The sequence below is a fragment of the Ramlibacter monticola genome (assembly GCF_016722785.1).
In the GTDB taxonomy this organism is placed as follows: domain Bacteria; phylum Pseudomonadota; class Gammaproteobacteria; order Burkholderiales; family Burkholderiaceae_C; genus Ramlibacter; species Ramlibacter monticola.
Window position 1 is genome coordinate 659,882 of sequence record NZ_JAEQNE010000002.1, and the last position, 23,644, is coordinate 683,525.

At 69.4% G+C, this 23,644-nt stretch carries 22 protein-coding genes; 9 read left to right on the forward strand and 13 right to left on the reverse strand.

The annotated features are described in order from the left end of the window. Positions 1–314: 314 nt before the first annotated feature. The gene (locus tag JJ685_RS11085) at positions 315–1,310 is read right to left on the reverse strand and encodes a Bug family tripartite tricarboxylate transporter substrate binding protein (RefSeq protein WP_201674290.1); all 996 of its coding nucleotides are present in this window, start codon (positions 1,308–1,310) and stop codon (positions 315–317) included. 216 nt (positions 1,311–1,526) lie between these two features. After that, entirely contained in the window at positions 1,527–1,808 is a 282-nt protein-coding gene (locus JJ685_RS11090) for a PsiF family protein (protein WP_201674291.1), read from the reverse strand. Positions 1,809–2,128: 320 nt separating this feature from the next. Between JJ685_RS11090 and JJ685_RS11095 the strand changes: the two genes are divergently transcribed. From JJ685_RS11095 to JJ685_RS11130, 8 genes are all read left to right on the forward strand, one after another. Beyond that, complete coding sequence (locus JJ685_RS11095; RefSeq protein WP_201674292.1) at positions 2,129–2,602, forward strand: hypothetical protein; 474 nt, start codon at positions 2,129–2,131, stop codon at positions 2,600–2,602. A gap of 147 nt (positions 2,603–2,749) precedes the next feature. Next, positions 2,750–3,388: a hypothetical protein gene (locus tag JJ685_RS11100; RefSeq protein ID WP_201674293.1), complete on the forward strand. Its 639-nt coding sequence runs from the start codon at positions 2,750–2,752 to the stop codon at positions 3,386–3,388. A 153-nt stretch (positions 3,389–3,541) separates the two neighbouring features. Further along, positions 3,542–3,874, forward strand: coding sequence for a thioredoxin TrxA (gene trxA / locus JJ685_RS11105; RefSeq protein ID WP_201674294.1), 333 nt, complete (start codon positions 3,542–3,544; stop codon positions 3,872–3,874). Positions 3,875–4,058: 184 nt separating this feature from the next. Further along, positions 4,059–5,324: a transcription termination factor Rho gene (rho, locus tag JJ685_RS11110; protein WP_201674295.1), complete on the forward strand. Its 1,266-nt coding sequence runs from the start codon at positions 4,059–4,061 to the stop codon at positions 5,322–5,324. Positions 5,325–5,401: 77 nt separating this feature from the next. Further along, a complete protein-coding gene (locus JJ685_RS11115) occupies positions 5,402–6,208 on the forward strand; it encodes an endonuclease/exonuclease/phosphatase family protein (RefSeq protein ID WP_201674296.1) in 807 nt (268 codons plus the stop codon). A 98-nt stretch (positions 6,209–6,306) separates the two neighbouring features. Then, a complete protein-coding gene (locus tag JJ685_RS11120; protein WP_201674297.1) occupies positions 6,307–6,567 on the forward strand; it encodes a type B 50S ribosomal protein L31 in 261 nt (86 codons plus the stop codon). An 87-nt stretch (positions 6,568–6,654) separates the two neighbouring features. Further along, the gene (locus JJ685_RS11125; RefSeq protein ID WP_201674298.1) at positions 6,655–8,343 is read left to right on the forward strand and encodes a hypothetical protein; all 1,689 of its coding nucleotides are present in this window, start codon (positions 6,655–6,657) and stop codon (positions 8,341–8,343) included. A 91-nt stretch (positions 8,344–8,434) separates the two neighbouring features. Continuing rightward, positions 8,435–9,787, forward strand: coding sequence for an MATE family efflux transporter (locus JJ685_RS11130; protein WP_201674299.1), 1,353 nt, complete (start codon positions 8,435–8,437; stop codon positions 9,785–9,787). On the opposite strand, the gene phoR is transcribed toward JJ685_RS11130, so the two are convergent. The 7 genes from phoR to pstS are packed head-to-tail and all read right to left on the reverse strand — an operon-like array spanning position 9,760 to position 16,255. Next, positions 9,760–11,103, reverse strand: a complete 1,344-nt coding sequence (gene phoR / locus JJ685_RS11135) for a phosphate regulon sensor histidine kinase PhoR (RefSeq protein WP_201674300.1) — start codon at positions 11,101–11,103, stop codon at positions 9,760–9,762. The genes JJ685_RS11130 and phoR overlap by 28 nt on opposite strands. Beyond that, complete coding sequence (phoB, locus tag JJ685_RS11140; RefSeq protein ID WP_201674301.1) at positions 11,100–11,798, reverse strand: phosphate regulon transcriptional regulator PhoB; 699 nt, start codon at positions 11,796–11,798, stop codon at positions 11,100–11,102. Before phoB ends, phoR begins: the two co-directional genes overlap by 4 nt. Then, positions 11,795–12,508: a phosphate signaling complex protein PhoU gene (gene phoU, locus JJ685_RS11145; protein ID WP_201674302.1), complete on the reverse strand. Its 714-nt coding sequence runs from the start codon at positions 12,506–12,508 to the stop codon at positions 11,795–11,797. Before phoU ends, phoB begins: the two co-directional genes overlap by 4 nt. Positions 12,509–12,524: 16 nt before the next feature. Then, positions 12,525–13,310 (reverse strand): phosphate ABC transporter ATP-binding protein PstB, encoded by a 786-nt coding sequence (pstB, locus tag JJ685_RS11150; RefSeq protein ID WP_201674303.1) that lies wholly within the window; start codon positions 13,308–13,310, stop codon positions 12,525–12,527. An 8-nt stretch (positions 13,311–13,318) separates the two neighbouring features. Beyond that, a complete protein-coding gene (pstA, locus tag JJ685_RS11155; protein WP_201674304.1) occupies positions 13,319–14,164 on the reverse strand; it encodes a phosphate ABC transporter permease PstA in 846 nt (281 codons plus the stop codon). After that, positions 14,161–15,195 (reverse strand): phosphate ABC transporter permease subunit PstC, encoded by a 1,035-nt coding sequence (gene pstC / locus JJ685_RS11160; protein ID WP_408015467.1) that lies wholly within the window; start codon positions 15,193–15,195, stop codon positions 14,161–14,163. The genes pstA and pstC overlap by 4 nt, the downstream gene beginning before the upstream one ends. A gap of 22 nt (positions 15,196–15,217) precedes the next feature. Next, a complete protein-coding gene (pstS, locus tag JJ685_RS11165; protein WP_201674305.1) occupies positions 15,218–16,255 on the reverse strand; it encodes a phosphate ABC transporter substrate-binding protein PstS in 1,038 nt (345 codons plus the stop codon). Between the two features lie 167 nt (positions 16,256–16,422). Between pstS and JJ685_RS11170 the strand changes: the two genes are divergently transcribed. Then, positions 16,423–18,693, forward strand: a complete 2,271-nt coding sequence (locus JJ685_RS11170) for a PhoX family protein (RefSeq protein WP_201674306.1) — start codon at positions 16,423–16,425, stop codon at positions 18,691–18,693. Here the strand turns inward: JJ685_RS11170 and JJ685_RS11175 are convergent. From JJ685_RS11175 to ftsH, 4 genes are all read right to left on the reverse strand, one after another. Next, positions 18,690–19,175, reverse strand: coding sequence for a hypothetical protein (locus tag JJ685_RS11175; protein WP_201674307.1), 486 nt, complete (start codon positions 19,173–19,175; stop codon positions 18,690–18,692). The two genes, JJ685_RS11170 and JJ685_RS11175, sit on opposite strands and share 4 nt — an antisense overlap. A gap of 99 nt (positions 19,176–19,274) precedes the next feature. Then, the gene (gene glmM / locus JJ685_RS11180) at positions 19,275–20,609 is read right to left on the reverse strand and encodes a phosphoglucosamine mutase (protein WP_201674308.1); all 1,335 of its coding nucleotides are present in this window, start codon (positions 20,607–20,609) and stop codon (positions 19,275–19,277) included. Between the two features lie 21 nt (positions 20,610–20,630). After that, positions 20,631–21,467, reverse strand: a complete 837-nt coding sequence (folP, locus tag JJ685_RS11185) for a dihydropteroate synthase (protein WP_201674309.1) — start codon at positions 21,465–21,467, stop codon at positions 20,631–20,633. A 73-nt stretch (positions 21,468–21,540) separates the two neighbouring features. Next, positions 21,541–23,448, reverse strand: a complete 1,908-nt coding sequence (gene ftsH, locus JJ685_RS11190; protein WP_201674310.1) for an ATP-dependent zinc metalloprotease FtsH — start codon at positions 23,446–23,448, stop codon at positions 21,541–21,543. Positions 23,449–23,644 lie beyond the last annotated feature (196 nt).

The window sequence follows — 23,644 nt, forward strand, 5'->3', positions numbered from 1 at the left end:
GGACTTGGCTTCGGCCAGGCCCCTCCAGGAGGCGGCTGTGTCACCTGCCTGTGTCACCTCGGGTGTCACGTTATCAAGGTGGATCACCCTGATGGCGTCCCTGACCGGGCTTTTTTTCTCCCGCGTATCTGAGGGTCATGCTGCCCGCCGGCCACCCTGCCGCGGCAAGGTACGCTGAGGCCCCAGTCACCCGCAGCTTCGAAACGTGTTCGAGGTAGTCCCATGGGGTCCGGTGCACCCCGCTCGTTACACCCACGCATTCCAAGGAAGCGGACGCGCAGAGCAGAGCAGCGACGTGTCGGGCGGGCCAGCGCTCACTCGGGCCGAATGCGCGTGGTCTTGACGACCTTCTGCCAGCGCGGGACTTCGCGGGCGATCTGCTGGGTGAGCGCCTGCGGCGAGCCCGGCGTGGCTTCGACAGCCCGGTCCGCGAAGTCGGTCAGCAGCGCCTCGGACGCCAGCGCCTTGTTCAGGTGCTCGTTCAGCAAGGCGATGATGTCGCCCGGGGTGCCAGCGGGCGCCAGCAGCCCGTACCACTGATCCGTCTCGAACTCACGGGTGGCCGGCAGGCTTTCCGCGATGGTCGGCACGTTCGGCAGCAGGGGGAGCCGTTTCGTGCTGCCGACCGCCAGCGCGCGCACCTTGCCCATGCGGATCAGCGCCATCAGGCCGGGAGTACCGGTGAAGACGACCTGTACGCCATCGGACAGGAGTTCCTTCACGGAATCGGCACTGCCACGGTAAGGGATGTGCAGCATCGGCGCGCCGGTCTGCAACTTGAGCATTTCCATCGTCGCCTGCGCGGTGCTGCCGCTCCCCGGCGAGCCGTACGCGATACGGCCCGGGCGTGACTTCGCCAGTTCCACCAAGTCCTTGAGCGAGCGCGCGGGAAGCGAGGACTTCACCGCAAGGAGGTTGGGGACGCGGGCCACCAAGCCGATGGGCACGAAGCTGCTCAAGGGGTCGTACGCGAGGTTGGGGTAGAGGGCGGGGGCGATCGCCAGCGTGCCGACGTGCCCCATAAGCAGCGTGTAACCATCCGCGGGCATGCGCGCGACGCGCTCTGCCCCGAAGACGCCGCCGGATCCAGGCACGTTGTCGATGACGACCTGCTGGCCGAGGCTGCGCGCCAGCGCCGCGCCAAGTGCATGCGCCAGAAAATCGTTGGAACCGCCAGGCGTGAAGGGCACGACGATATGCAGCGCGCGCGAGGGGTAGCTCTCCGCGAGGGCTGGCCAAGCCAGCGGGAGTGTGCAACCGGCCGCAAGACCCAGTACAGCACGGCGATTCAGGGTCGGAAGCGGCGGCATATGTCAATCATCCAGAACGATGAAGGATACAGCGGGTTCCGGACGCGCCCGCACCCGCGCTCAGGGGTAACCGGGTTGGGTTCACGAAGGATGGATTTCAGGCTGTTCCAGGCGCCCGCCGCATTCGCATCTGTGGCGCCGACGACTCCGGTATCGACGCCAGCGGTTTGCAGCACCAGCTTGCAGAACCCCGCGTGCCGCGCACCGCCTGCTGCATCAACCCCTCTGGCACTCCGCCATGAACTTCCTGCGCTCGTCGGCCTTCTTGTACTGGGCCGCCTCGTTGCAGGACTTCATGACCTCGCCCTGGCGCTTCCTCCCCTCCGACAGGCAGGAGGAGACGAACCTGTTCCTGTCCTGCCCCTTCAGTTCCCTGTAGTGGGCCTCGGCGTTGCAGGTGGTCGCGAGTTGCTGCTGCGGCGTGGGCTCCTTCAGGTCTGTCGCCTGCACGCCGATGGAGATCACGGTCATGGCGACGACCGCGGCGATCTTCTTCATGATGATGGATCCCGGGATGATCCCGGATTCGATCACGGCAGCCAGCCGATGGACAAGCCGCCGGGCGAGCCGTGTTGAGGGAGGGTCAAATCCTGCGACTCGAGGTCCCGCAGCATCCTTCGCGCCATCGCGCCTGGCCTTGGAGGCAGGCCAATGTTGCCCCGCAGGCCCCATGTTCCACCACGATGCCGCGGTCCTGCGAACAATTTCACGGAAGCCTCTGCCGCCGGCCCGCCCATCGGATGCATCGTTGGCGCGCCGCATTCCCAGACGAGAAACATCCGATTACATTCGTCTCCAACGACGAGGAGGAAGGGAACGTGGCAGGTTCATCGGGCAGTGCACCCGGATCGATGTCCAGGCCGGCGCCGGGGCACGAGATCGAGGTGGTCGAGAAGAACACCGACACGTCCTGGGCGCTGTTCCAGGCCCTGCTGAACGAGCAGGAGCGCGGTTTCGGCAAGACCGAGCCTGCGGAGCTGCAGTCCGCGAATCCCGCGGCCGCCTCTCCCAGCCTCGCCATCGACACGGTGTTGCAGGAGGCGCGCCGCAACAACCGCGTGTGCCCGCAGCCCCTGGCCTGGCAGCGCCTCTACGACTGGCTCCCGAACAAGACACCCCAGCTGGGGAAGGTGCCCGCCTCGCGCGCCGAGTGGGACCACATGCCCGCCCTGGAAAAGCGCATCCGCCTGTGCGAGCACATCGAATGGGCGGCCGCGCAGGGGGTGTTGCACCAGGTGCACGAAGCCCTCAGGAAGCTGCCCGAGGACCGCTGGCACCACATCGGGGAATAGCCGCAGCGGCACGTGCGCGCCATCCGTCGGCTGTCCTCCACCTTCCGGGCGACCGCCGGGCACCTTCTTACAACCACCACTGCCAACTTCCCACAAACTTCCCGTACTGCCCTGCCTAGACTGCGCTGCATCACTGGGAGGTGAGCAATGGAGAAGGCCGCTACCGCCGGCAGAAGGACCGCCGGCGCACCGAGGAAGCTGCACCAGGCTGTCGGCGCCTTGCTGGCGCTGAGTGCGGCTTGCCCGGCCGTGTGGGCGCAGGAGTCCGGGCAGCCGCCTGCCGAGATCCTGCTGGCGCAGGCCCCGACGGACCCGGCCGTGCGGGTGCAGGTGCAGACGAGCGCGCTGCCGCGCCTCGAGGCGCCCGACTCCGGCTTCCAGGCTCCGCGGATCGACGTTTCCCTGTTCCCCGGCACGCGGCCCTCGGGACTGGGCGCCCTGGTGGGCATGAGCGGCTTCACGGTGCGCCAGACGCCGCAGCCGATCGGGCTGCAGTCCCAGCGGCCGAGCATCGACCTGGGCCTGCGCTTCAGCCAGCGCGTGCAGAGCCAGCAGGTCGACATCATGGCCTGGCGGCGCATGAGCTCCGACGACGACGCCTACGCGCTGGTCACCTCGCGCCAGCCCGTGTACGGCGCGCGCGTGGAAATGAACCTCTCCACCGCCGGCAAGAGCGGCCTCGCGGCAGACCTCGGCTTCGTCGGCCTGCAGATGGAAGGCGGTGCGCGCATTTCCATCAAGCGCAAGAACGGCGGCCCGATGGTCTACTACCGCTCCAACTTCTGAGCCAGGCGGCACGGCGATTCCGCCGCGCCGCTTTCCCCTATCGCCGCGATAGGGGACTCCATTCCTCCACGCCGGAAGTGCTGCCCGGTTTCTGTCACAATTTCCGTGCCGCGGCTTCAGCGCCAAGCACACCCGAAACAAGAGGAATACCCGATGGCCAGCGACCTGATCAAGCACATCTCCGATGACTCCTTCGACTCCGACGTCCTGAAGGCCGACAAGCCGGTCCTGGTGGACTACTGGGCGGAGTGGTGCGGCCCGTGCAAGATGATCGCGCCCATCCTCGACGAGGTCTCCGTCGCCTACAAGGACAAGCTGCAGATCGCCAAGATGAATGTCGACGAGAACCGCGACGTGCCGGCGCGCTTCGGCATCCGCGGCATCCCCACGCTGATGCTGTTCAAGGACGGCCAGCTCGCCGCCACCAAGGTGGGCGCGATGAGCAAGGCGCAGCTGACGGCCTTCCTCGACCAGCAATTGGCGTGAACGAGCCATTCGGACGACAACGGGGCCCACGGCCCCGTTTCTCATTTTTTGCTGCATAATCCGGCCCAATCACTGATCCGCCGGCTTCGTCGGGCCAGTTCGAATTCCCGGTTCGCAGGGCACCTCTCGTCCTGCAAGCAACCTCCCCCAAGCCAACACGAAAACTCCCCACAGGGGTAACTCCATGCACCTGAACGAACTCAAGGCGCTGCACGTCTCGGAAGTCCTCAAGCAGGCCGAAGAGCTCGAGATCGAGAACACCGGCCGCATGCGCAAGCAGGAGCTGATGTTCGCCATCATCAAGAAGCGCGCGCGCGCGGGCGAACAGGTCTTCGCCGACGGGGTGCTGGAGATCCTGCCGGACGGCTTCGGCTTCTTGCGCAGCCCCGACACGAGCTACACCGCGAGCACGGACGACATCTACATCTCCCCCTCGCAGGTGCGCCGCTTCAACCTGCACACGGGCGACATGATCGAGGGCGAAGTCAGGACGCCGAAGGACGGCGAGCGCTACTTCGCGCTGACCAAGCTCGACAAGGTCAACGGCGGCCTACCGGAGGACAACAAGCACAAGATCATGTTCGAGAACCTGACGCCGCTGTTCCCCCGGGAACAGATGCGTCTGGAACGCGACAACCTCAAGAGCGAAGAGAACATCACCGGCCGGGTGATCGACATCATCGCGCCGATCGGCAAGGGCCAGCGGGCGCTGATCGTCGCGCCGCCCAAGAGCGGCAAGACGGTGATGATGCAGCACATGGCGCACGCCATCGCCGCCAACTACCCGGACAGCTACATGATGGTGCTGCTGGTGGACGAGCGGCCCGAGGAAGTGACGGACATGCAGCGCTCGGTGAAGGCCGAAGTGATCGCGTCCACCTTCGACGAACCGGCCGCGCGCCACGTGCACGTCGCCGAGATGGTGATCGAGCGCGCCAAGCGCCTGGTCGAACTGAAGAAGGACGTGGTGATCCTGCTCGACTCGATCACCCGCCTCGCCCGCGCCTACAACAACGTCGTGCCCTCCTCCGGCAAGGTGCTCACCGGTGGCGTCGACGCCAACGCGCTGCAGCGGCCCAAGCGCTTCCTGGGCGCGGCGCGCAACGTGGAGGAAGGCGGCTCGCTGACCATCATCGCCACCGCGCTGATCGACACCGGCTCGCGCATGGACGAAGTGATCTTCGAGGAGTTCAAGGGCACGGGCAACAGCGAACTGCACCTCGACCGCCGCCTGTACGAAAAGCGCGTGTTCCCCTCGATCCAGCTCAATCGCTCCGGCACCCGCCGCGAGGAACTGCTGCTGGCCCCCGAGGTGCTGCAGAAGACCCGCATCCTGCGCCAGTTCATGTACAACATGGACGAGATCGAGGCGATGGAGATGGTGCTGAAGTCCATGAAGGCCACGAAGTCCAACGTGGAGTTCTTCGACATGATGCGCCGCGGCGGCTGAGTTCCTCCCCCCCGCGAACGCAAGAAGCCCGGCGCCGCCGGGCTTTTTTCTTGCGCGTTCCGCAGCATCATCGGCCCATGAAGCTCGTGACCTGGAATACGCAGGAATGCAGGGGCATCGACGGCCAGGTGAGCTGCCCCCGCATCGTCGAGGGCGCCCGAGCGCTCGCGGACTTCGACGTCCTGTGCCTGCAGGAGATCTCGGACAACGATCACGGCGCATGCCAGGCCGCGGAGATCGCGGGACTGCTGCCCGGCTTCCGCATCTTCTTCGGCGCCGCGCAGGACACCTGGGAGGACGGCCAGCGCAAGCGCTTCGGCAACCTCGTCGCAACCCGGCTGTCGGTCGCCCAGGTGCAGCACCATGCACTGCCCTTCCCCGTCGACGCAGGCACCGAATCCACGCCGCGCATGTGCACGGTGGTCACGGTGCTGGTGCCCGGACTGGGGCCGGTCCGGATCATGACCACGCACCTGGAGTTCTATTCGAAGCGCCAGCGGCTCGCGCAGGCCCGCGCCCTGCGCGCACTGCACCTGGAGTACTTCGACCAGGCGCAGTCCCCGCCGAAGGGCGCCCGGAACCTCGCCGCCGAGGCCATTCTCTGCGGCGACTTCAACAGCCATCCGGCCACCGAGGAACACGCGGCGGTGGCCGAGGCTTCGGAGCGCAGCACCCTGTGGGACAGCTGGGACCTGGTGCACGGCGGCCGCCCGCGCACGCCCACCTTCTGCGTCCACGAGCAGCGCTACCTGCCCCGGCCGGTCGCCTTCGACTTCGTGTTCGTCACCGACGGCCTGAAGGACCGCGTCCGGCGCCTGGAGGTCGACAGCGCCACCCGGGCCTCCGACCACCAGCCCCTGCTGCTGGAGCTGGATGCAGGTTGAGGCCGGCGCCTGCCGGCGCGGACCGGTTATAATCTTCGGCTGCCCTGGAAAGTACGCCGGATGTCCCGGCGCGGCTCCCGAAACCAGACGAGGACACCATGAAAGAAGGCATCCACCCCAACTACCGCGAAGTCTGCTTCGTGGACCTGTCGAACGGCTTCAAGTTCGTCACCCGCTCCTGCGTGGGCACGCGCGAGACCGTGAAGATGGACGACGGCCGCGAGCTGCCGCTGTTCAAGCTGGACACCTCCAGCGAGTCGCACCCCTTCTACACGGGCACCCAGAAGTCCGTCAACGACATGGGCGGCCGCGTGGACAAGTTCCTGAAGAAGTTCGGCAACAAGGCCGCCGCCAAGTAATCCGGACGCTCTTCCCCAGGAAAGGCAGCTACGGGCTGCCTTTTTTGTTGCGCGGGGCGAACGCCGCCCTGTGACAAACTCCCGCGCGTGACCCAGCCCACCCCCGCCATCGTCGCCCAGAGCGCCGTGCGCCGCCTGCCCAGGCTGGCGCTGCTGCTGTTCTGCGCGGCCTACGTGCTGCCCGGCTTCCTCGGCCGGGAGCCGTGGAAGAACGCGGACATCATGGCGTTCGGCTACATGTACGAGCTGGCCGCCGGCCGGGCGCACTGGCTCAGCCCGGACCTGCTCGGTCAGCCGCCCGAGTTCGAGGCCCTGCTGCCCTACTGGCTCGGTGCCTGGTTCATCCGCATCGCGCCGCCGTGGCTGGCGCCGGACCTCGCCGCGCGCATCCCCTTCATCGCGCTGCTGGTGCTGACGCTGTTCGCCACCTGGTACGGCGTCTATTTCCTGGCCCGCACGCCCGGCGCGCAGCCGGTGCCCTTCGCCTTCGGCGGCGAGGCCCATCCTACCGACTACGCGCGGGCCATCGCCGACGGCGGGCTGCTGGCGCTGATCGCCTGCCTCGGGCTGGCGCAGCTGTCGCACGAAACCACGCCGGCACTGGCGCAGCTCGGGTTCACCGCGCTCACCTTCTACGGCCTGGCGGCGCTGCCCTACCGCATGACGCTGCCGGCGATCTGCCTCGGCGCCGGCCTCCTGGGCCTGGGCCTGAGCGGCGCGCCGGCGATGGCCAGCCTGTTCGCCCTCGGCGGCGCGGTGCTGCACTTCACGGGTGCGCCCAGCGACGCCTCCACCGACACGCGCGGCAGCCGCGGGGCCGCGATCGTCATCGCGGTCGCCCTCGCGGCCGGCGCGGCCGCCGCGGCCTTCGACATGTGGGAGTGGCGCCTGAGCCCGCTGCCCTTCGGCGCCACGCGAGACTGGCTCTCCATCAGCCGCCTGCTGGCCTGGTTCACCTGGCCCGCCTGGCCGCTGGCCTTGTGGACGGTGTGGCGCTGGCGCCGCCAGCTCGGGCGCCGCCACGTCGCCCTGCCGCTGTGGTTCGCGGTGGTCTCCATCTTCACCTCGGTGCTGGCGCCCAACCCGGACCGCGCGCTCCTCCTCGGCCTGCCGGCGCTGGCCACGCTCGCCGCCTTCGCGCTGCCCACCTTCAAGCGCAGCGTCTCGGCGCTGATCGACTGGTTCACGCTCCTGTTCTTCAGCGGCTGCGCGCTGGCCATCTGGGTGATCTGGATCTCGATGCAGACGGGCGTGCCGCCCAAGCCCGCGGCCAACGTGGCGAGGCTCGCGCCCGGCTTCGTGCCGTCGTTCTCGCTGCTGCCCTTCGTGGTGGCGCTGGCGGCCACGCTGGCGTGGATCGCGCTGGTGCGCTGGCGCACCAAGCGCAGCCGCGAGGCGATCTGGAAGAGCCTGGTGCTGCCGGCCGGCGGGTCGGCCCTCGGCTGGCTGCTGGTGACCACGCTGTGGCTGCCGGTGCTGGACTACGCCCGCAGCTACGCGCCCCTGGTGAGCCGCGTGCGCGCCCGCATCGATGCCCCCGGCTGCGTGGAAGTCTTCGGCCTGACCCGCGCGCAGATCGCGGCCCTGCGCTACCACGGCGCGCTGGACGTGCGCATGGCCGGCGCGCCCAGCGCCTGCCCCTGGCTGCTCGCGGCCGAACCGCTGCAGTCCTCGGTGCCCATGGCTTTCGCGCCCGACCGCTGGACGCTGGTCGCCCGCGTCCAGCGGCCGACGGACAAGACCGAGAACGTGCTCCTGTACAAGAAGGCGCCTTGAGCGCCGCCCGGCCGCCCGAAGGCGCTCGCCCCCTCCGCTTGCGGAGGGGGGTGGCGGAGCACGAAGTGCGGAGCCTGGGGGAGGTTATCTCTTGAGCGAAAGAGGCATCATTGCCCGCCACGCCGCGACGGTGCTGGCGGGCCAGCTGGCCACCATGGCCTTCGGCGTGACCGACACGATCGTGGCGGGCCGCTACTCGCAGCAGGCCCTGGCCGCGCTGTCGGTTGGGTCGGCCGTCTACATCACGGTGTTCGTCGCGCTGATGGGATCGCTGCAGGCGTTGCTGCCGATCTGGGCCGAGCTGCACGGCGCGCGGCGCGGCGCCGAACTCGGGCGCTCGGTGCGGCAGGCGCTGTACCTCGTCGCGCTGGCCAGCCTGGCCGGGGTCCTCGGGCTGCTGTTCCCCAACGCGCTGCTGCAGGGCACGCAAGTGCCGCCGGCCCTGCAGGACGACGTGCGCCAGTACCTCTCCGTGCTGGCCCTGGCCCTGCCTGCCGCGCTCCTGTTCCGCCTGTACAGCACGCTGAACCAGAGCCTGGGACACCCCCAGCTGGTCACCTGGCTGCAGCTCGCCTCGCTGGCGCTGAAGGTGCCGCTCACGATCTGGTTCGCCTTCGGCGGGGCCGGCGTGCCGCCCCTGGGCGCCGTGGGCTGCGCCTGGGCGACGGTGGTCGTCAGCTACCTGTTCCTCGCCGTCGCCGTGTGGATGGTGCGCACCAGCCCGCTGTACCGGCCCTACGCCGTCTGGCAGCCGGTGGAGCCGCCGCACTGGCGCACGATCGCGGACTTCGCGCGGCTGGGCGTGCCGGCGGGGCTCGCCATCATGGTGGAGGTCACCTCCTTCACGCTGATGTCGCTGTTCATCGCGCGCCAGGGCACGCTGGCGGCGGCGGCGCACCAGATCGCGGCCAACCTCGCCGCGGTCATGTACATGGTGCCGCTGTCGATCGGGATCGCCACCAGCGCGCGCGTGAGCTACTGGCTGGGCGCGGGCGAGGCGAAGAAGGCCCGCGGCAGCATCCGCACCGGCTTCCGCATCGGCCTCGTGCTGGCGGTGGCGATGGGCTGCGCGATGCTGCTGGGGCGCGGCGGCCTGGCGGCGCTCTACTCCGCGGACCGGCAGGTCGCGGCGGTGGCGACCGGCCTGCTGGCCTGGGTCGCGCTCTATCACTTCGGCGATGCGATGCAGGCCCTGTGCGTGTTCGTGCTGCGCTCCTACCGCGTGACCGTGGCGCCGCTGGTGGCGTACTGCGTGCTGTTGTGGGGCGTGGGCGTGCTCGGCGGCTACCTGCTCGCCTATCGCGGCCTCGGCGCCTGGCCGGCGCAGCAGGACCCCTCGGCCTTCTGGATCGGCAGCAGCTTCGCGCTGGGCCTGCTGGCCGTGATCCTGCCGCTGATCCTGTGGCGCGCGGTGCGTCAGACGCGCATCGCGGTGCCGGCCTGAACTTCGGCCGGCACGGCACGCACCCGCGCCGCCGGCAGCACGATCGCGAAGGTGGAGCCCTGGCCCGGCGTGCTGGCGATGCGCAGCTCGCCTCCGTGCCGCTGCACCACGTGCTTGACGATCGCCAATCCCAGGCCGGTGCCCCCCGTTTCGCGCGAGCGGCTGCGGTCGAGGCGGTAGAAGCGTTCCGTCAGCCGCGGCAGGTGCTCGGGCGCGATGCCCGGCCCGGTGTCGCGCACCGACAGCACCACCCGGCCGCCCTCGCCGGCCTCGGCCTGGACTTCCACCGCGCCCCCGGAAGGCGTATAGCGCACGGCGTTGCTCACCAGGTTGGACAGCGCGCTTTGCAGCTCGCCGGGCGCGCCACCCAGCGCCAGCGGCGGCGCCGGGGCGAAGCCCAGACGCAGCGCCTTGCCCTGCGCCGCCGCGAGCGCGCGCGCGTCCTGCTCGCACTGGGCCAGCAGGGCCTGCAGCGCGATCCACTCGCCTTCGCCCGGCGGCGGGCTGCCTTCCAGCCGCGACAGCGTCAGCAGGTCGGCGACCAGCATCTGCATGCGCTGCGTCTGCTGCGCCATCATCCCGAGGTAGCGGTCGCGCTCCTCGCGCGAGAGCTCGAGAGTCTGCAGCGTCTCCACGAAGCCGGACAGCACGGTCAGCGGCGTGCGAATCTCGTGCGAGACGTTGGCGACGAAGTCGCGCCGCATGGTTTCGGCCTGCTCCAGCGCCGTCACGTCGCGCGACAGCAGCAGCCGGCGGCCCTCCCCGTAGGGATGCACGTGCACCGCCAGCCGGCGCGGGCGCGAGGCGCTGCTGGCGGGTGCGTCGATGGCGACGTCGCCCGCATAGTGGCCAGCGTGGTAGTACTCGGTGAAACGGGGATCGCGCAGCAGGTGCGTCACGTGCTGCCGCAGGTCGCGCTGCAGCTCCAGGCCCAGGTGCGAGGCCGCGGTCTGGTTGAACCACTCGATGCAGCCGCGCGCGTCCACCAGCACGACGCCGTTGGGCGAGTTGCGGATGGCGTCGAGGAAGGCGTGCAGGCGGCGCTCGGCGTCTTCGGCGCGCTCCTCGCGCGTCGCGAGCCCGCGCCGGGCGCGGGCGGCCAGCCGGCCCCACCAGCCGCCACCGGTCGGGGCGCCGCGCAGCTGGCCGGCCTCCAGCCAGCGCAGCACGCGCGCGGCGGCCACGGCGTCGAGGGCGAACCACAGCGCGGCGCCGAGCGCCACGCCGAGTGCGGCCCCGGGCCATGCGTCGACGAGCCAGCCGGCGCCCCCCCCGCCGCCGAGGAACAGCAGGAAGCCGAACGCCCGTGGGGTCACGCGCTCCCCGGTTGCGCGGTGATGCGGTAGCCCGCGCCGCGCACCGTCTCGACCAGCGCGCCGGCCGGGCCGAGCGCCTCGCGCAGGCGCTTCACGTGCACGTCCACCGTGCGCTCCTCGATGAAGACGTGGTCGCCCCAGACGCGATCGAGCAGCTGCTGGCGCGTGTGCACGCGCTCCGGGTGCTTCATCAGGAAATGCAGCAGCTTGAACTCGGTGGGCCCGAGCTTGAGCAGCCGGCCCTGCCAGCTCACCCGGTGCGTGGCCGCGTCGAGCGTGAGGCGGTCGATGGCGACGCTCTCCTCCGTCTTCTCGGGCGCGCGCCGGCGCAGCACGGCGCGGATGCGGGCGAGCAGTTCCTGGGTGGAGAACGGCTTGGTGATGTAGTCGTCGGCGCCGGCGTCCAGCCCGGCCACCTTGTCCGGCTCGTCGCCGCGGGCGGTGAGCATCAGGATCGGGATCGCGCGCGTGCGGGCCTCCGTGCGCCAGCGGCGCGCGAGCTGCATCCCGCTCGCACCGGGCAGCATCCAGTCCAGCAGGATCGCGTCCGGCAGCATGGTGTCGATCTCGCGCTGCGCGGCCTCGCCGTCCTCGGCCCAGACGGGGCTCAGCCCGTTGTGGCGCAGGTTCACGGCAATGAGCTCGGCGATGGCGGGCTCGTCTTCCACGATGAGGATGCGGGGCTGGTTCTTCATCCGCGGGATTTCACGGTCGATTCGATCTGGTCCATGGTACTGTGCCGCACATCGGCGCCCTTGACCACGTAGATGATGCACTCGGAGATGTTCTTGGCGTGGTCGCCGATGCGCTCGATGGCCTTGGCGACGAACAGCAGGTCCAGGCTGCTGGAGATGGTGCGCGGATCTTCCATCATGTAGGTGATGAGCTTGCGCACGAAGCCGTCGAACTCCTTGTCCAGCAGGTCGTCCTCCTTCAGGATCGCCACGGCGGCGTCGCAGTCGAGGCGGGCGAAGGCGTCGAGCGACTTGCGCAGCCCGGCCGAGGCGAGGTCGGCCGCCACGCCCAGCTCGCTGGCGGGCAGCGTGCGCACGGCGGCGCCCTTGCGCAGGATGGACTGCACCATGAGGGCGACGCGCTCGGCCTCGTCGCCGACCCGCTCCAGGTTGGCGGTGACGCGCGAGATCGCCATCAGCAGCCGCAGGTCGCGCGCGGTGGGCTGGCGGCGGGCGATCACGGAGGAGAGCTCGCGGTCGATCTCCAGCTCCATGAGGTTGACCCGGTGCTCGGTCTCGAGCACCTGCCGGGCGGCCTCCTCGTTGAAGTGCGCCAGCGAGTAGATCGCCTGCCGGATCTGCGACTCCACCAGGCCGCCGAGTTCCATGACCCGGGAGGACAGCGAGTTGAGGTCGCTGTCGAATTGCGTGGACAGGTGCTTGTCGACCATGGCTTGCCTCCCTCCTTCAGCCGAAGCGGCCCGTGATGTAGTCCTCGGTCTCCTGGCGCCGGGGCTTGAAGAAGATCTGCTCCGTCTCGCCGACCTCCACCAGGTAGCCCAGGTACATGTAGGCCGTGTAGTCGGACACCCGCGCGGCCTGCTGCATGTTGTGCGTGACGATGACCACCGTGTAGTCCTTCTTCAGCTCGATGATCAGTTCCTCGATCTTGCCGGTGGAGATCGGGTCCAGCGCCGAACAGGGCTCGTCGAGCAGCAGCACCTCGGGCTTGATCGCGATCCCGCGGGCGATGCACAGGCGCTGCTGCTGGCCGCCGGAGAGGCCGGCGCCGCTCTGGTGCAGCTTGCCCTTCACCTCGTCCCACAGCGCCGCCTTCTCCAGCGCCCATTCGACCCGCTCGTCCATGTCGGCGGCGCCCAGGTTCTCGAACAGGCGCACGCCGAAGGCGATGTTGTCGTAGATCGACATCGGAAAGGGCGTGGGCTTCTGGAACACCATGCCGATCTTGGCGCGGATCAGGGCCACGTCCTTCTTCGACGTCAGCAGGTTCTCGCCGTCGAACCGGACCTCGCCCTCGGCCCGCTGGTCGGGATAGAGCTGGTACATGCGGTTGAAGGTGCGCAGCAGCGTCGACTTGCCGCAACCGGAAGGCCCGATGAAGGCGGTGACCTTCTTCTCGGGGATCTCCAGGTTGACGTTCTTCAGGGCGTGGTACTTCCCGTAGTAGAAGTTCAGGTCGCGCACCGCGAGCTTGGTGCGCACCGCGTCCGGCGCGAGGGTACTGGCGTCCATGGTTCCGTTCAGAGTTTGTTGCGCGTCACCAGCCGCGCCAGGATGTTGAGGCCGAGCACCGCGAGGGTGATGACGAACACGCCGGCCCAGGCCAGCTGCTGCCAGTTCTCGTAGGGACTCATCGCGAACTTGAAGATCGTCACCGGCAGGCTGGCCATGGGTTCGGCCAGGTCGGAGGTGAAGAACTGGTTGTTCAGGGCGGTGAACAGCAGCGGCGCGGTCTCGCCGGAGATGCGGGCCACGGCCAGCAGCACGCCGGTGACCACGCCCGCGCGGGCCGCGCGCAGGGTGATGCTGGAGATCACCTTCCACTTGGGCGCGCCGAGCGCGTAGGCCGCTTCGCGCAGGCCCGCGGGCACCAGCAGCAGCATGTTCTCGGTGGTTCGGATCACGATGGGGATCACCAGCAGCGCCAGCGCGATGCCGCCGGCCCAGCCGGAGAAGTGCCTGAAGCGCGCCACGACCACCGCATACACGAACAGGCCGATCACGATGGAAGGCGCCGACAGCAGGATGTCGTTGACGAAGCGGGTGGTCGAGCCGAGCCAGCCCCGGGGATCGTATTCGGCCAGGTAGATGCCGGCCATGATGCCGACCGGGGTGCCGACGAAGGTGGCCAGCAGCACCATCAGGAGCGACCCCCAGATGGCGTTGAGGATGCCGCCGGCCTCGTTGGGCGGCGGGGTCATCTGGCTCACGGTGGCCCAGGTCATGCCCGCGAACCCGAGTCGCACGGTCTCGAAGAGGATCCAGACCAGCCAGAACACGCCGAAGGCCATGGCGCCCAGCGACAGCGCCAGCGCGATCCGGTTGACGCGCTTGCGCCGCAGGTACTTGCGTTCGCCGTCGGTCACGCCGCCGCTCCCTCGTTGCGGCGCAGGCGCGCCAGCAGCAGCTTGGAGAAGGAGAGCACCACGAAGGTGATGAAGAACAGCACCAGCCCCAGGTAGATCAGGGCCGCCTGGTGCATGCCGTCGCCCGCTTCCGCGAATTCGTTGGCGAGGGCCGAGGTGATGCTGTTGGCCGGCGCGAACAGGCTCAGGGTGTCGAGCTGGTTGAAGTTGCCGATCACGAAGGTGACCGCCATGGTCTCGCCCAGCGCGCGTCCCAGGCCCAGCATGATGCCGCCGATCACGCCGCTCTTGGTGTAGGGCAGCACGACCCGGTAGACCACCTCCCAGGTGGTGGAGCCCAGCGCATAGGCGGACTCCTTCAGCATCGCCGGGGTCACCTCGAACACGTCGCGCATGACGGCCGCGATGAAGGGAATGATCATGATCGCCAGGATGATCCCGGCCGACAGGATGCCGATCCCCACCGGCGGCCCGGAGAACAGCGGACCGAGCACCGGGACGCCGGCGAAGGCCGACTGCAGCGGCTGCTGCACCCAGGTGGCGAGGATGGGGCCGAACACCAGCAGGCCCCACATGCCGTAGACGATGGAGGGCACGGCGGCCAGCAGTTCGATGGCGGTGCCGAGCGGACGCTTCAGCCAGGCCGGAGACAGCTCGGTGAGGAACAGCGCGATGCCGAAGCTCACCGGCACCGCGATGACCAGCGCGATCAGGGAGGTGGCCAGCGTGCCGTAGATCATCACGGCCCCGCCGAAGTTCTCGCTGACGGGGTCCCAGACGCTGCTGGTGAAGAAGCCGACGCCGTACTTCGTCACCGCGGGCCAGGCGCCGATCAGCAGCGAGACCAGGATGCCGGCCAGCAGGCCGAGCGTGAGCAGGGCCGCGAGCCGCGCCGTCCAGCCGAACAGCCGGTCGATCACGGCGCCCGTGCGCGCGCGCCCCGCCGGCGGCGGGACGCTGGTATCGGAACCCCTGCCGCCCAGGGTTTCCGGGCGGAGGATGGCCTCATCGGCCGGAAGCGTGGAGGACACGTCGGTCGCTGCTCCCGTGCGCTCACTTGTACGCGACGACGCCGCCCGAGGCGTCCTTGATCTGCGTGGACCAGAGCTTGCGCACCTGGTCCTTCACCGCGCCCGGCATGGGCACGTAGTCGAGATCGTCCGCGACCTTGTCGCCGGTCTGGTAGGCCCAGTCGAAGAACTTCAGCGTCGCCGCGGCCTGCGCCGGCTTCTCCTGCGCCTTGTGCATCAGGATGAAGGTGGCACCCGTGATCGGCCAGGACTCGCCGCCGCGCTGGTTGGTGAGGATCTGGTAGAAGCTCCTGCTCCAGTCCGCGCCGGCGGCGGCGGCCTTGAACGCCTTGTCTTCCGGCGCGACGAACTTGCCTTCGGCGTTCTGCAGCAGGGCGTAATTCATCTTGTTCTGCTTGACGTAGGCGTATTCGACGTAGCCGATGGAATTCGGCAGCCGACCCACGAAGGCGGCCACGCCCTCGTTGCCCTTGCCGCCGGCGCCGGTCGGCCAGTTCACCGCCGTGCCCTCTCCCACCCGGGACTTCCACTCGGGACTGACCTTGGACAGGTAGTTGGTGAAGATGAAGGAGGTGCCGGAGCCGTCGGCGCGGCGCACCGGCGCGATGGCGGCGTCGGGCAGGTTGAGGCCCGGGTTCAGGGCCTTGATCGCGGGATCGCTCCACTTCGTGACCTTGCCCAGGTAGATGTCCGCCAGCACCGGGCCGCTCAGACGCAGCTGGCCGGGGGCGATGCCCTGGACGTTGACCACCGGCACCACGCCGCCGATGACGGTGGGGAACTGGACCAGCCCCTTGGCCTGCAGCTCCTCGTCCTTCAGCGGCATGTCGGAGGCGCCGAAATCGACCGTCCTGGCCTCGATCTGCTTGATGCCCGCGCCGGAGCCGACCGACTGGTAGTTGACCTTCACGCCGGTGGCCTTGTGGTAGTCGGAAGCCCACTTGGCGTACAGCGGCGCGGGGAAGCTCGCGCCGGCGCCCGTCACGTCCTGCGCACCGGCCAGGCCGGCGCATCCCAGGGTGGCGAGGACCAGGGAAGCCGTGCGGATACGGAAATTCATGCAATCACCTATCGGGTTGGGAAATCGTTGTGCTGCCGACTTTAAGAAGCTTCCGTGACAGCCGCGTGACACCCCGCCGTCACGGACTTGTCACGCCACGCACCTATCGTCACGGGCCGACGGGTGCCGGATTTCCCGTCGTTCCACCTCCAACCACCCCAACCAGAATGAACGCACTGAACCAGAGCGAAGCCGCCGCATGGGCGCGCCACGACGACGTCGACCACAACGCCAGCGGCAACCCCTCCCTCCTGGAGGTGTTCGAGGCCCGGCTATCCCGGCGCGGCCTGCTGCGCGTGGGCATGGGCAGCGCCGGCGCCAGCGTCCTCGCCACCTGGCCGCTCGCCGGCTGCGGCGGCGGCGATGCCAGCGCGGCGCCGGCGCCCGCCCCTGCTCCCGCGCCGGCGCCGCGCCCGCTGGCGCTGAGCTTCGACCCGGTGGCAAAGAACCTGGCCGACCGCGTGACCGTGCCACCCGGCTACACCGCCACGGTCGTCTGCGCGCTGGGCGACCCGCTGGCCGCCGGCACGCCCGCCTTCCGCAACGACGGCACCGACACCGGCTTCGACCAGCGCTGCGGCGACCACCACGACGGCATGGAGTGGTTCGGCCTGGACGCGCAGGGCCGGCCCGAGCCCGCCGGCTCGGCGCGCGGCGTGCTGGCGATCAACCACGAGGCGATCACCGACCACTTCCTGCACGCGGCCGGGGCTTCGCCGCGCCCGCGTCCGGCCGCCGAGGCGGACAAGGAAGTCGATGCCCACGGACTCTCCTTCGTGGAGGTGCGCAAGGACGGCGGCCGCTTCGCCTGCCAGCAGGGCTCCGCCTTCAACCGCCGCGTGACCCCGCTCACCCCGATCCGCCTGGCCGGCCCGGCGCGCGGCCACGCGCTCCTGCGCACGAAGTTCTCGCCCGCCGGCACCGACACGCGCGGCACCATCAACAACTGCGGCGGCAGCACCACGCCCTGGGGCACCTACCTGGCCGGCGAGGAGAACTGGGTCAACTACTTCACCCGCGGCGCGGCCGACGACGCCGCGCGCGGCGGCGACAACGCGAACAGCGTCGTGTCGCTGCGCCGCTACGGCAAGGCGCAGGGCGCCGCCAGCCGCCACGGCTGGGAGACCGCCGGCGCCGACGACAAGTACGCGCGCTGGGACATCGGCGTGAAGGGCGCCTCCGCCGACGGCAGCGACGACTACCGCAACGAGATGAACACCTACGGCTACATGGTGGAGGCCGACCCCTACGACCGCGGCCAGGCCGTCCGCAAGCGCACCGCGCTCGGCCGCTTCGCGCACGAGATGGGCGTGTTCGGTCTGCCCGCCGCGGGCCGGCCGCTGGCCGTGTACATGGGCGACGACTCGCGCGGCGAGTACATCTACAAGTTCGTCTCCGATGCGCGCTGGGACCCGGCCGACGCCAACCCGGCCAACCGCATCACCACCGGGGACAAATACCTCGATGCGGGACGGCTGTACGTCGCGAAGTTCGCCGCGGACGGCAGCGGCCGGTGGATCGAGCTGACCCTCGCCGACGCGCTCATCGCCGGCTTCGCCGGCTACCGTTTCGCCGACCAGGCCGACGTGCTGGTGAACGCGCGGCTGGCGGCCGATGCCGTGGGCGCGACGAAGATGGACCGCCCCGAGTGGTCCGCCGTGCACCCGGCGACGGGCGAGGTCTACGTCACGCTCACCAACAACAGCAACCGCAAGGTGGAGCCGGCGGGTTCCTCGCAGATGCCGGTGGACCCCGCCAACCCGCGCTCGTACCCGGACGCACCCACCGCCGCCTCCTCGCCCGGCAACATCAACGGCCACATCGTGCGCCTGCGCGAGAACGGCGACGGCGGCGCGGCCAGCGCCTTCACCTGGGACATCTACCTGTTCGGCGCCGAAGCCGGCAGCGCCGCCAATGTCAACCTCTCGGCCCTGACGGCGGACAACGACTTCTCCAGCCCGGACGGCATCCGCTTCAGCCGCAGGACGGGCGTCGTGTTCATCGAGACCGACGACGGCGCGTACACGGACGTGACCCACTGCATGCTGCTGGCCGGCCTGCCCGGCCAGCTCGGGGACGGCACGGCGCAGGTGCTGAACTACACGAAGGCCGACGGCAGCACGCTCGCCGTGCCGACGCGCGTGGGCGCGAAGCCGACCGCGGCCACGCTGCGCCGCTTCCTCGTGGGGCCGGGGGACTGCGAGATCACCGGCATCACCGAAACGCCGGACGGGCGGACGCTGTTCGTCAACATCCAGCACCCCGGCGAGACCATCGCGCGCGACGACGTGGCCGATCCCGCGCGCTACCTGAGCCACTGGCCCGGCAATGCCGGCTACGGTGCGGGTGGAAGCGGAGCACGGCCGCGCTCCGCGACGATCGCCATCAGCCGCGACGACGGCGGGCTGATCGGCGTGGACGGGGACGCGGTGCTCTAGAAGCGCACGCCGGCGGAGAAGCGCAGGCGCTCCGCCGGACCCGACCGGACCGGTTGCTCATAGGACAGCCGCAGGTACGCCTGGCGCCAGTCGTACCGCACGGCCAGGCCGAGGCCGTCCTGGCCGAACTGGCGCGTCACCAGCATGGAAACCGCGTTGCCATCCATGAAGCGGTAGCCGCCGCCCAGGCTCAGGGCGTCGCCCTCGAGGCTGCGGCCGACGCCGGCGCGGGCGAACCAGTTGGCCCCCGCTTCCAGCGACAGGCCGCTGCCGTGGCCGGAAGGGCCGCCGGCCAGCCGCACGGGCCCCCAGACCGCGAGCGGGGACGCGAGCCCGACCTCCGGCTCCGCGAGCAGCGCGGGCGCGGTCAGCGTGTAGTTGGGGGAAAGCGACTGGGCAGAGACCGCGGCGCAGGCGCACGCGGCCGAAGCCGCCACCGCGACGCGGGACAGCTTGGGCAGGAGACGTTCGGCCGTGCGCATGGGTTCAATGTAGACCCAGCGCCCCAGCTCTGCACAGTGAAATTTACCTATGTGGCTGCGATGCCACGCCGGGCGTCCCGGCGCGGCAACGGCCGCCGCTCAGCCCGCCCGGACGGCCTCGGCCAGGCGCTCGGCGCCGCGCCGGGCCTGCTGCTCGTCGCGCGCTTCCACCATGACGCGCAGCACCGGTTCCGTGCCGCTCGCCCGGATCAGCACGCGCCCGGAACCATCGAGTTCCTGGCGCAGTTGCTCGCACTCGGCGTCCAGCTTCGCGTTCTTCTTCCAGTCCTGCCCCGGGGCGAGCCGCACGTTGATCAGTGTCTGCGGGAACAGCTGCACGTCCTGCAGCAACTGCGCGAGCGACTTGCCGCTGCGCGCCACCGCCTTCAGGACCTGCAGCGCGCTGATCAGGCCGTCGCCGGTGGTGTGCTTGTCCAGCGCCAGCAGGTGGCCGGAGCCCTCCCCGCCCAGCAGCCAGCCGCGCTTCTCGAGTTCCTCCAGCACGTAGCGGTCCCCGACCTTCGCGCGCACGAACTCCACGTCGTGCGCCTTCAGCGCCACCTCCACCGCCATGTTGGTCATGAGCGTGCCGACAGCGCCGGGCACGCGCTGGCCCTGGGCGATGCGGTCCATCACCATCAGGTACAGCAGCTCGTCGCCGTTGAACAGGCGGCCGGCGGCGTCGATGACCTGCACGCGGTCGGCGTCGCCGTCGAGCGCGACGCCGAAGTCGGCGCGGTTGGCAAGCACCGCATCCACCAGCGCCTCGGGGTGCGTCGCGCCTACCTGGTCGTTGATGTTGAGGCCGTCGGGCGAGCAGCCGATGCAGAACACCTCGGCGCCGAGTTCGTGGAACACCTTGGGCGCGATGTGGTACGCCGCGCCGTGGGCGGAGTCGATCGCGATGCGCATGCCCTTCAGGGTCAGGTCGCTGGCGAAGGTGCTCTTGGCGAACTCGATGTAGCGGCCGGCGGCATCGTCCAGGCGGCGTGCCCTTCCCAGGGTGGCGGAGTCGGCCCACTGCGGCTTCTCCTCCAGGGCCGCCTCGACTTCGGCTTCCCATTCGTCCGGCAGCTTGGTGCCCTGGGCGCTGAAGAACTTGATGCCGTTGTCCGGAAACGGGTTGTGGCTGGCGCTGATCACCACGCCCAGGCTGGCACGCTGCGCGCGCGTGAGGTAGGCGACGCCGGGCGTCGGCAGCGGGCCGAGCAGCACCACGTCGACGCCGGCGGAGTTGAAGCCGGATTCCAGCGCGCTTTCCAGCATGTAGCCGGAGATGCGGGTGTCCTTGCCGATCAGGACGGTGGGGCGCTCCTCGGTGCGCTTGAGCACGCGGCCGACGGCGTGCGCGAGGCGCAGCACGAAGTCGGGCGTGATGGGAGGCTCGCCGACCGTGCCACGGATGCCGTCGGTACCGAAATATGTTCTGCTCATGTCCTGTTCTCTACGACTTGTTCAGGGCCCGGAGGCCGGCTGGCACGCGTTCCACACCTGGAGCGCGCCCACGGTTTCGCGGACGTCGTGCACCCGCACGATGCGGGCGCCCCGCTCCACCGCCAGCAGGGCGGCAGCCAGGCTGGGCACCAGCCGCTCGTGCACCGCAGCGCCGGAGGCGGCACCGAGGCTCGACTTGCGCGACCACCCCACCAGCAGCGGGAAGCCGTCGTGCAGCAATTCCCGCTGGCGCGCCAGCAGCGAAAAATTCTGGTCGACGCTCTTGCCGAAGCCGACGCCCGGGTCCCATGCGATGCGCGTGACGGAGACACCGCGCTGGCGCAGCGCATCGCTGCGCTGGCGCAGGAACTCGCGCACCTGCGGCACCGCGTCGCCCTGCATCGGCGAACGCTGCATGGTCTGCGGCTCGCCGTGCATGTGCATGATGCAGACGCCGCATGACGCGTGGCTTGCGACCACGTCGAGCGCGCCGGGCCGCTGCAGCGCCCAGATGTCGTTGACGATGTCAACGCCGAGGTCCAGCGCCTCCCGCATGATCTCGGGCTTGTAGGTATCGACCGAGACCGGCACGCCGAAGCGCACGGCGTCGCGCAGCACGGGCATCACCCGCGCCCGCTCCTCTTCCAGTGATACCGGGGCGGTACCCGGACGGGTCGATTCGCCGCCGATGTCCAGGATGTCGGCGCCTTCGCGGATCAGCTGCTCGCAGTGCTCCAGGGCCGTGCGCGTGCTGACGAAGCGTCCCCCGTCCGAGAACGAGTCGGGCGTCACGTTGACGATCCCCATCACCTTCGGCTTCCCGAGGTCGATCGCGAAGCGGGCGGTCTGCCACTGCATGGCCGGAATTGTGCGCTACGGTGCAAAGACGAAGGGCCCCAAAGGGGGCCCTTCGCAATATTTCACCAGGATTTTACGCGGCGTTCGGCGCCGGTTCGCCGCCCCCCGCCGTCGGGCCGGCGGAACCGCCCTGCGGCGTGCGGGGGACGAAGTCCTTGGGCGGACGCGGCTCGCGGCCGGCCATGATGTCGTCGATCTGCTCGGCGTCGATGGTTTCCCACTCGAGCAGGGCCTTGGCCATGGCGTGCATCTTCTCGCTGTGGTCCTCGATCAGCTTGCGCGCCAGCGCGTACTGTTCGTCGATGATGCGGCGCACCTCCAGGTCGACCTTCTGCATGGTCTGCTCGGAGATGTTGGTGGTCTTGGTGACCGAGCGGCCGAGGAAGACTTCGCCCTCGTTCTCGGCGTAGACCATCGGGCCCAGCGCGTCGGACATGCCGTAGCGCATCACCATGTCGCGGGCCAGGTGCGTCGCGCGCTCGAAGTCGTTCGAGGCGCCCGTCGTCATCTGGTTCATGAACACTTCTTCCGCGATCCGGCCGCCGAACAGCATGGCGATCTGGTTGAGCATGTACTCGCGGTCGTAGCTGTAGCGGTCCTTCTCGGGCAGGCTCATCGTCACGCCCAGCGCGCGGCCGCGCGGGATGATGGTGACCTTGTGCACCGGGTCGCACTTGGGCAGCAGCTTGCCGATGATGGCGTGGCCGGACTCGTGGTAGGCGGTGTTGCGGCGCTCCTCCTCGGGCATCACCATGGACTTGCGCTCCGGGCCCATGATGATCTTGTCCTTGGCCTTCTCGAAGTCCTGCATCTCCACCACGCGCGCGCTGCGGCGGGCGGCCATCAGGGCGGCCTCGTTGCAGAGGTTGGCGAGGTCGGCGCCCGACATGCCGGGCGTGCCGCGGGCGATGATGCCGGCGTTGACGTCCTGGCCGATCGGGATCTTGCGCATGTGCACGTTGAGGATCTGCTCGCGGCCGCGGATGTCCGGCAGGGTCACGTAGACCTGGCGGTCGAAGCGGCCGGGGCGCAGCAGGGCGGCGTCGAGGATGTCGGGACGGTTGGTCGCGGCGATCACGATCACGCCGAGGTTGGTCTCGAAGCCGTCCATCTCCACCAGCATCTGGTTGAGGGTCTGCTCGCGCTCGTCGTTGCCGCCGCCGAGGCCGGCGCCGCGCTGGCGGCCGACCGCGTCGATTTCGTCGATGAAGATGATGCAGGGGGCGTTCTTCTTCGCGTTCTCGAACATGTCGCGCACGCGGGCCGCGCCCACGCCGACGAACATCTCGACGAAGTCGGAGCCGGAGATCGAGAAGAACGGCACCTTGGCCTCGCCGGCGATGGCCTTGGCCAGCAGCGTCTTCCCGGTGCCAGGGGGGCCCACCAGCAGCAGGCCGCGCGGGATGCGGCCACCGAGCTTCTGGAACTTCTGCGGGTCCTTCAGGAAGTCGACGACCTCCTTCACTTCTTCCTTGGCCTCGTCGCAGCCGGCGACGTCGGTGAAGGTGATCTGGTTGCTGCTCTCGTCGAGCATGCGGGCCTTGCTCTTGCCGAAGCTGAAGGCCCCGCCCTTGCCGCCGCCCTGCATCTGCCGCATGAAGTAGATCCAGACGCCGATCAGCAGCAGCATCGGACCCCAGCTCACGAGCAGCGTCATGAGCAGGGAGCCTTCCTCGCGGGGCTTGACGTCGAACTTGACGCCGTTGTTGATCAGGTCGCCGACGAGGCCGCGGTCGAGGTAGGTGGCGGTGGTGCGGACCTTGCGATCGTCGGTGGTGATCGCCACGATCTCGGTGCCGCCCTGGCCCTCCTGGATCACGGCGTTCTTGATCTGCTTGTTACGGACCTGCTCCAGGAAATCCGAGTAGCCCACGACGGACGCGCCGGCGGCGCCACGGGTATCGAACTGCTTGAATACGGTGAAAAGTACCAGTGCGATCACCAGCCATACGGCGATCTTGGAAAACCACTGATTGTTCAAACTGTGTCTCCGGGGCGGTCCTCGCCCAAATAGCCCATCCGAGGGCCTTAGCTGACGCCCATTCTAGGGGTTTCAAGCCGACGGGCGATGCATTTTTGCTACGCGCTCCCTAGGCGCGCACGCCGTCGGCGTGTCCGACGCGACCCCTGTGGGCCGGGTCAGGTCTGACTATCCCCCCGGCAGGGCAGTTCCTTCG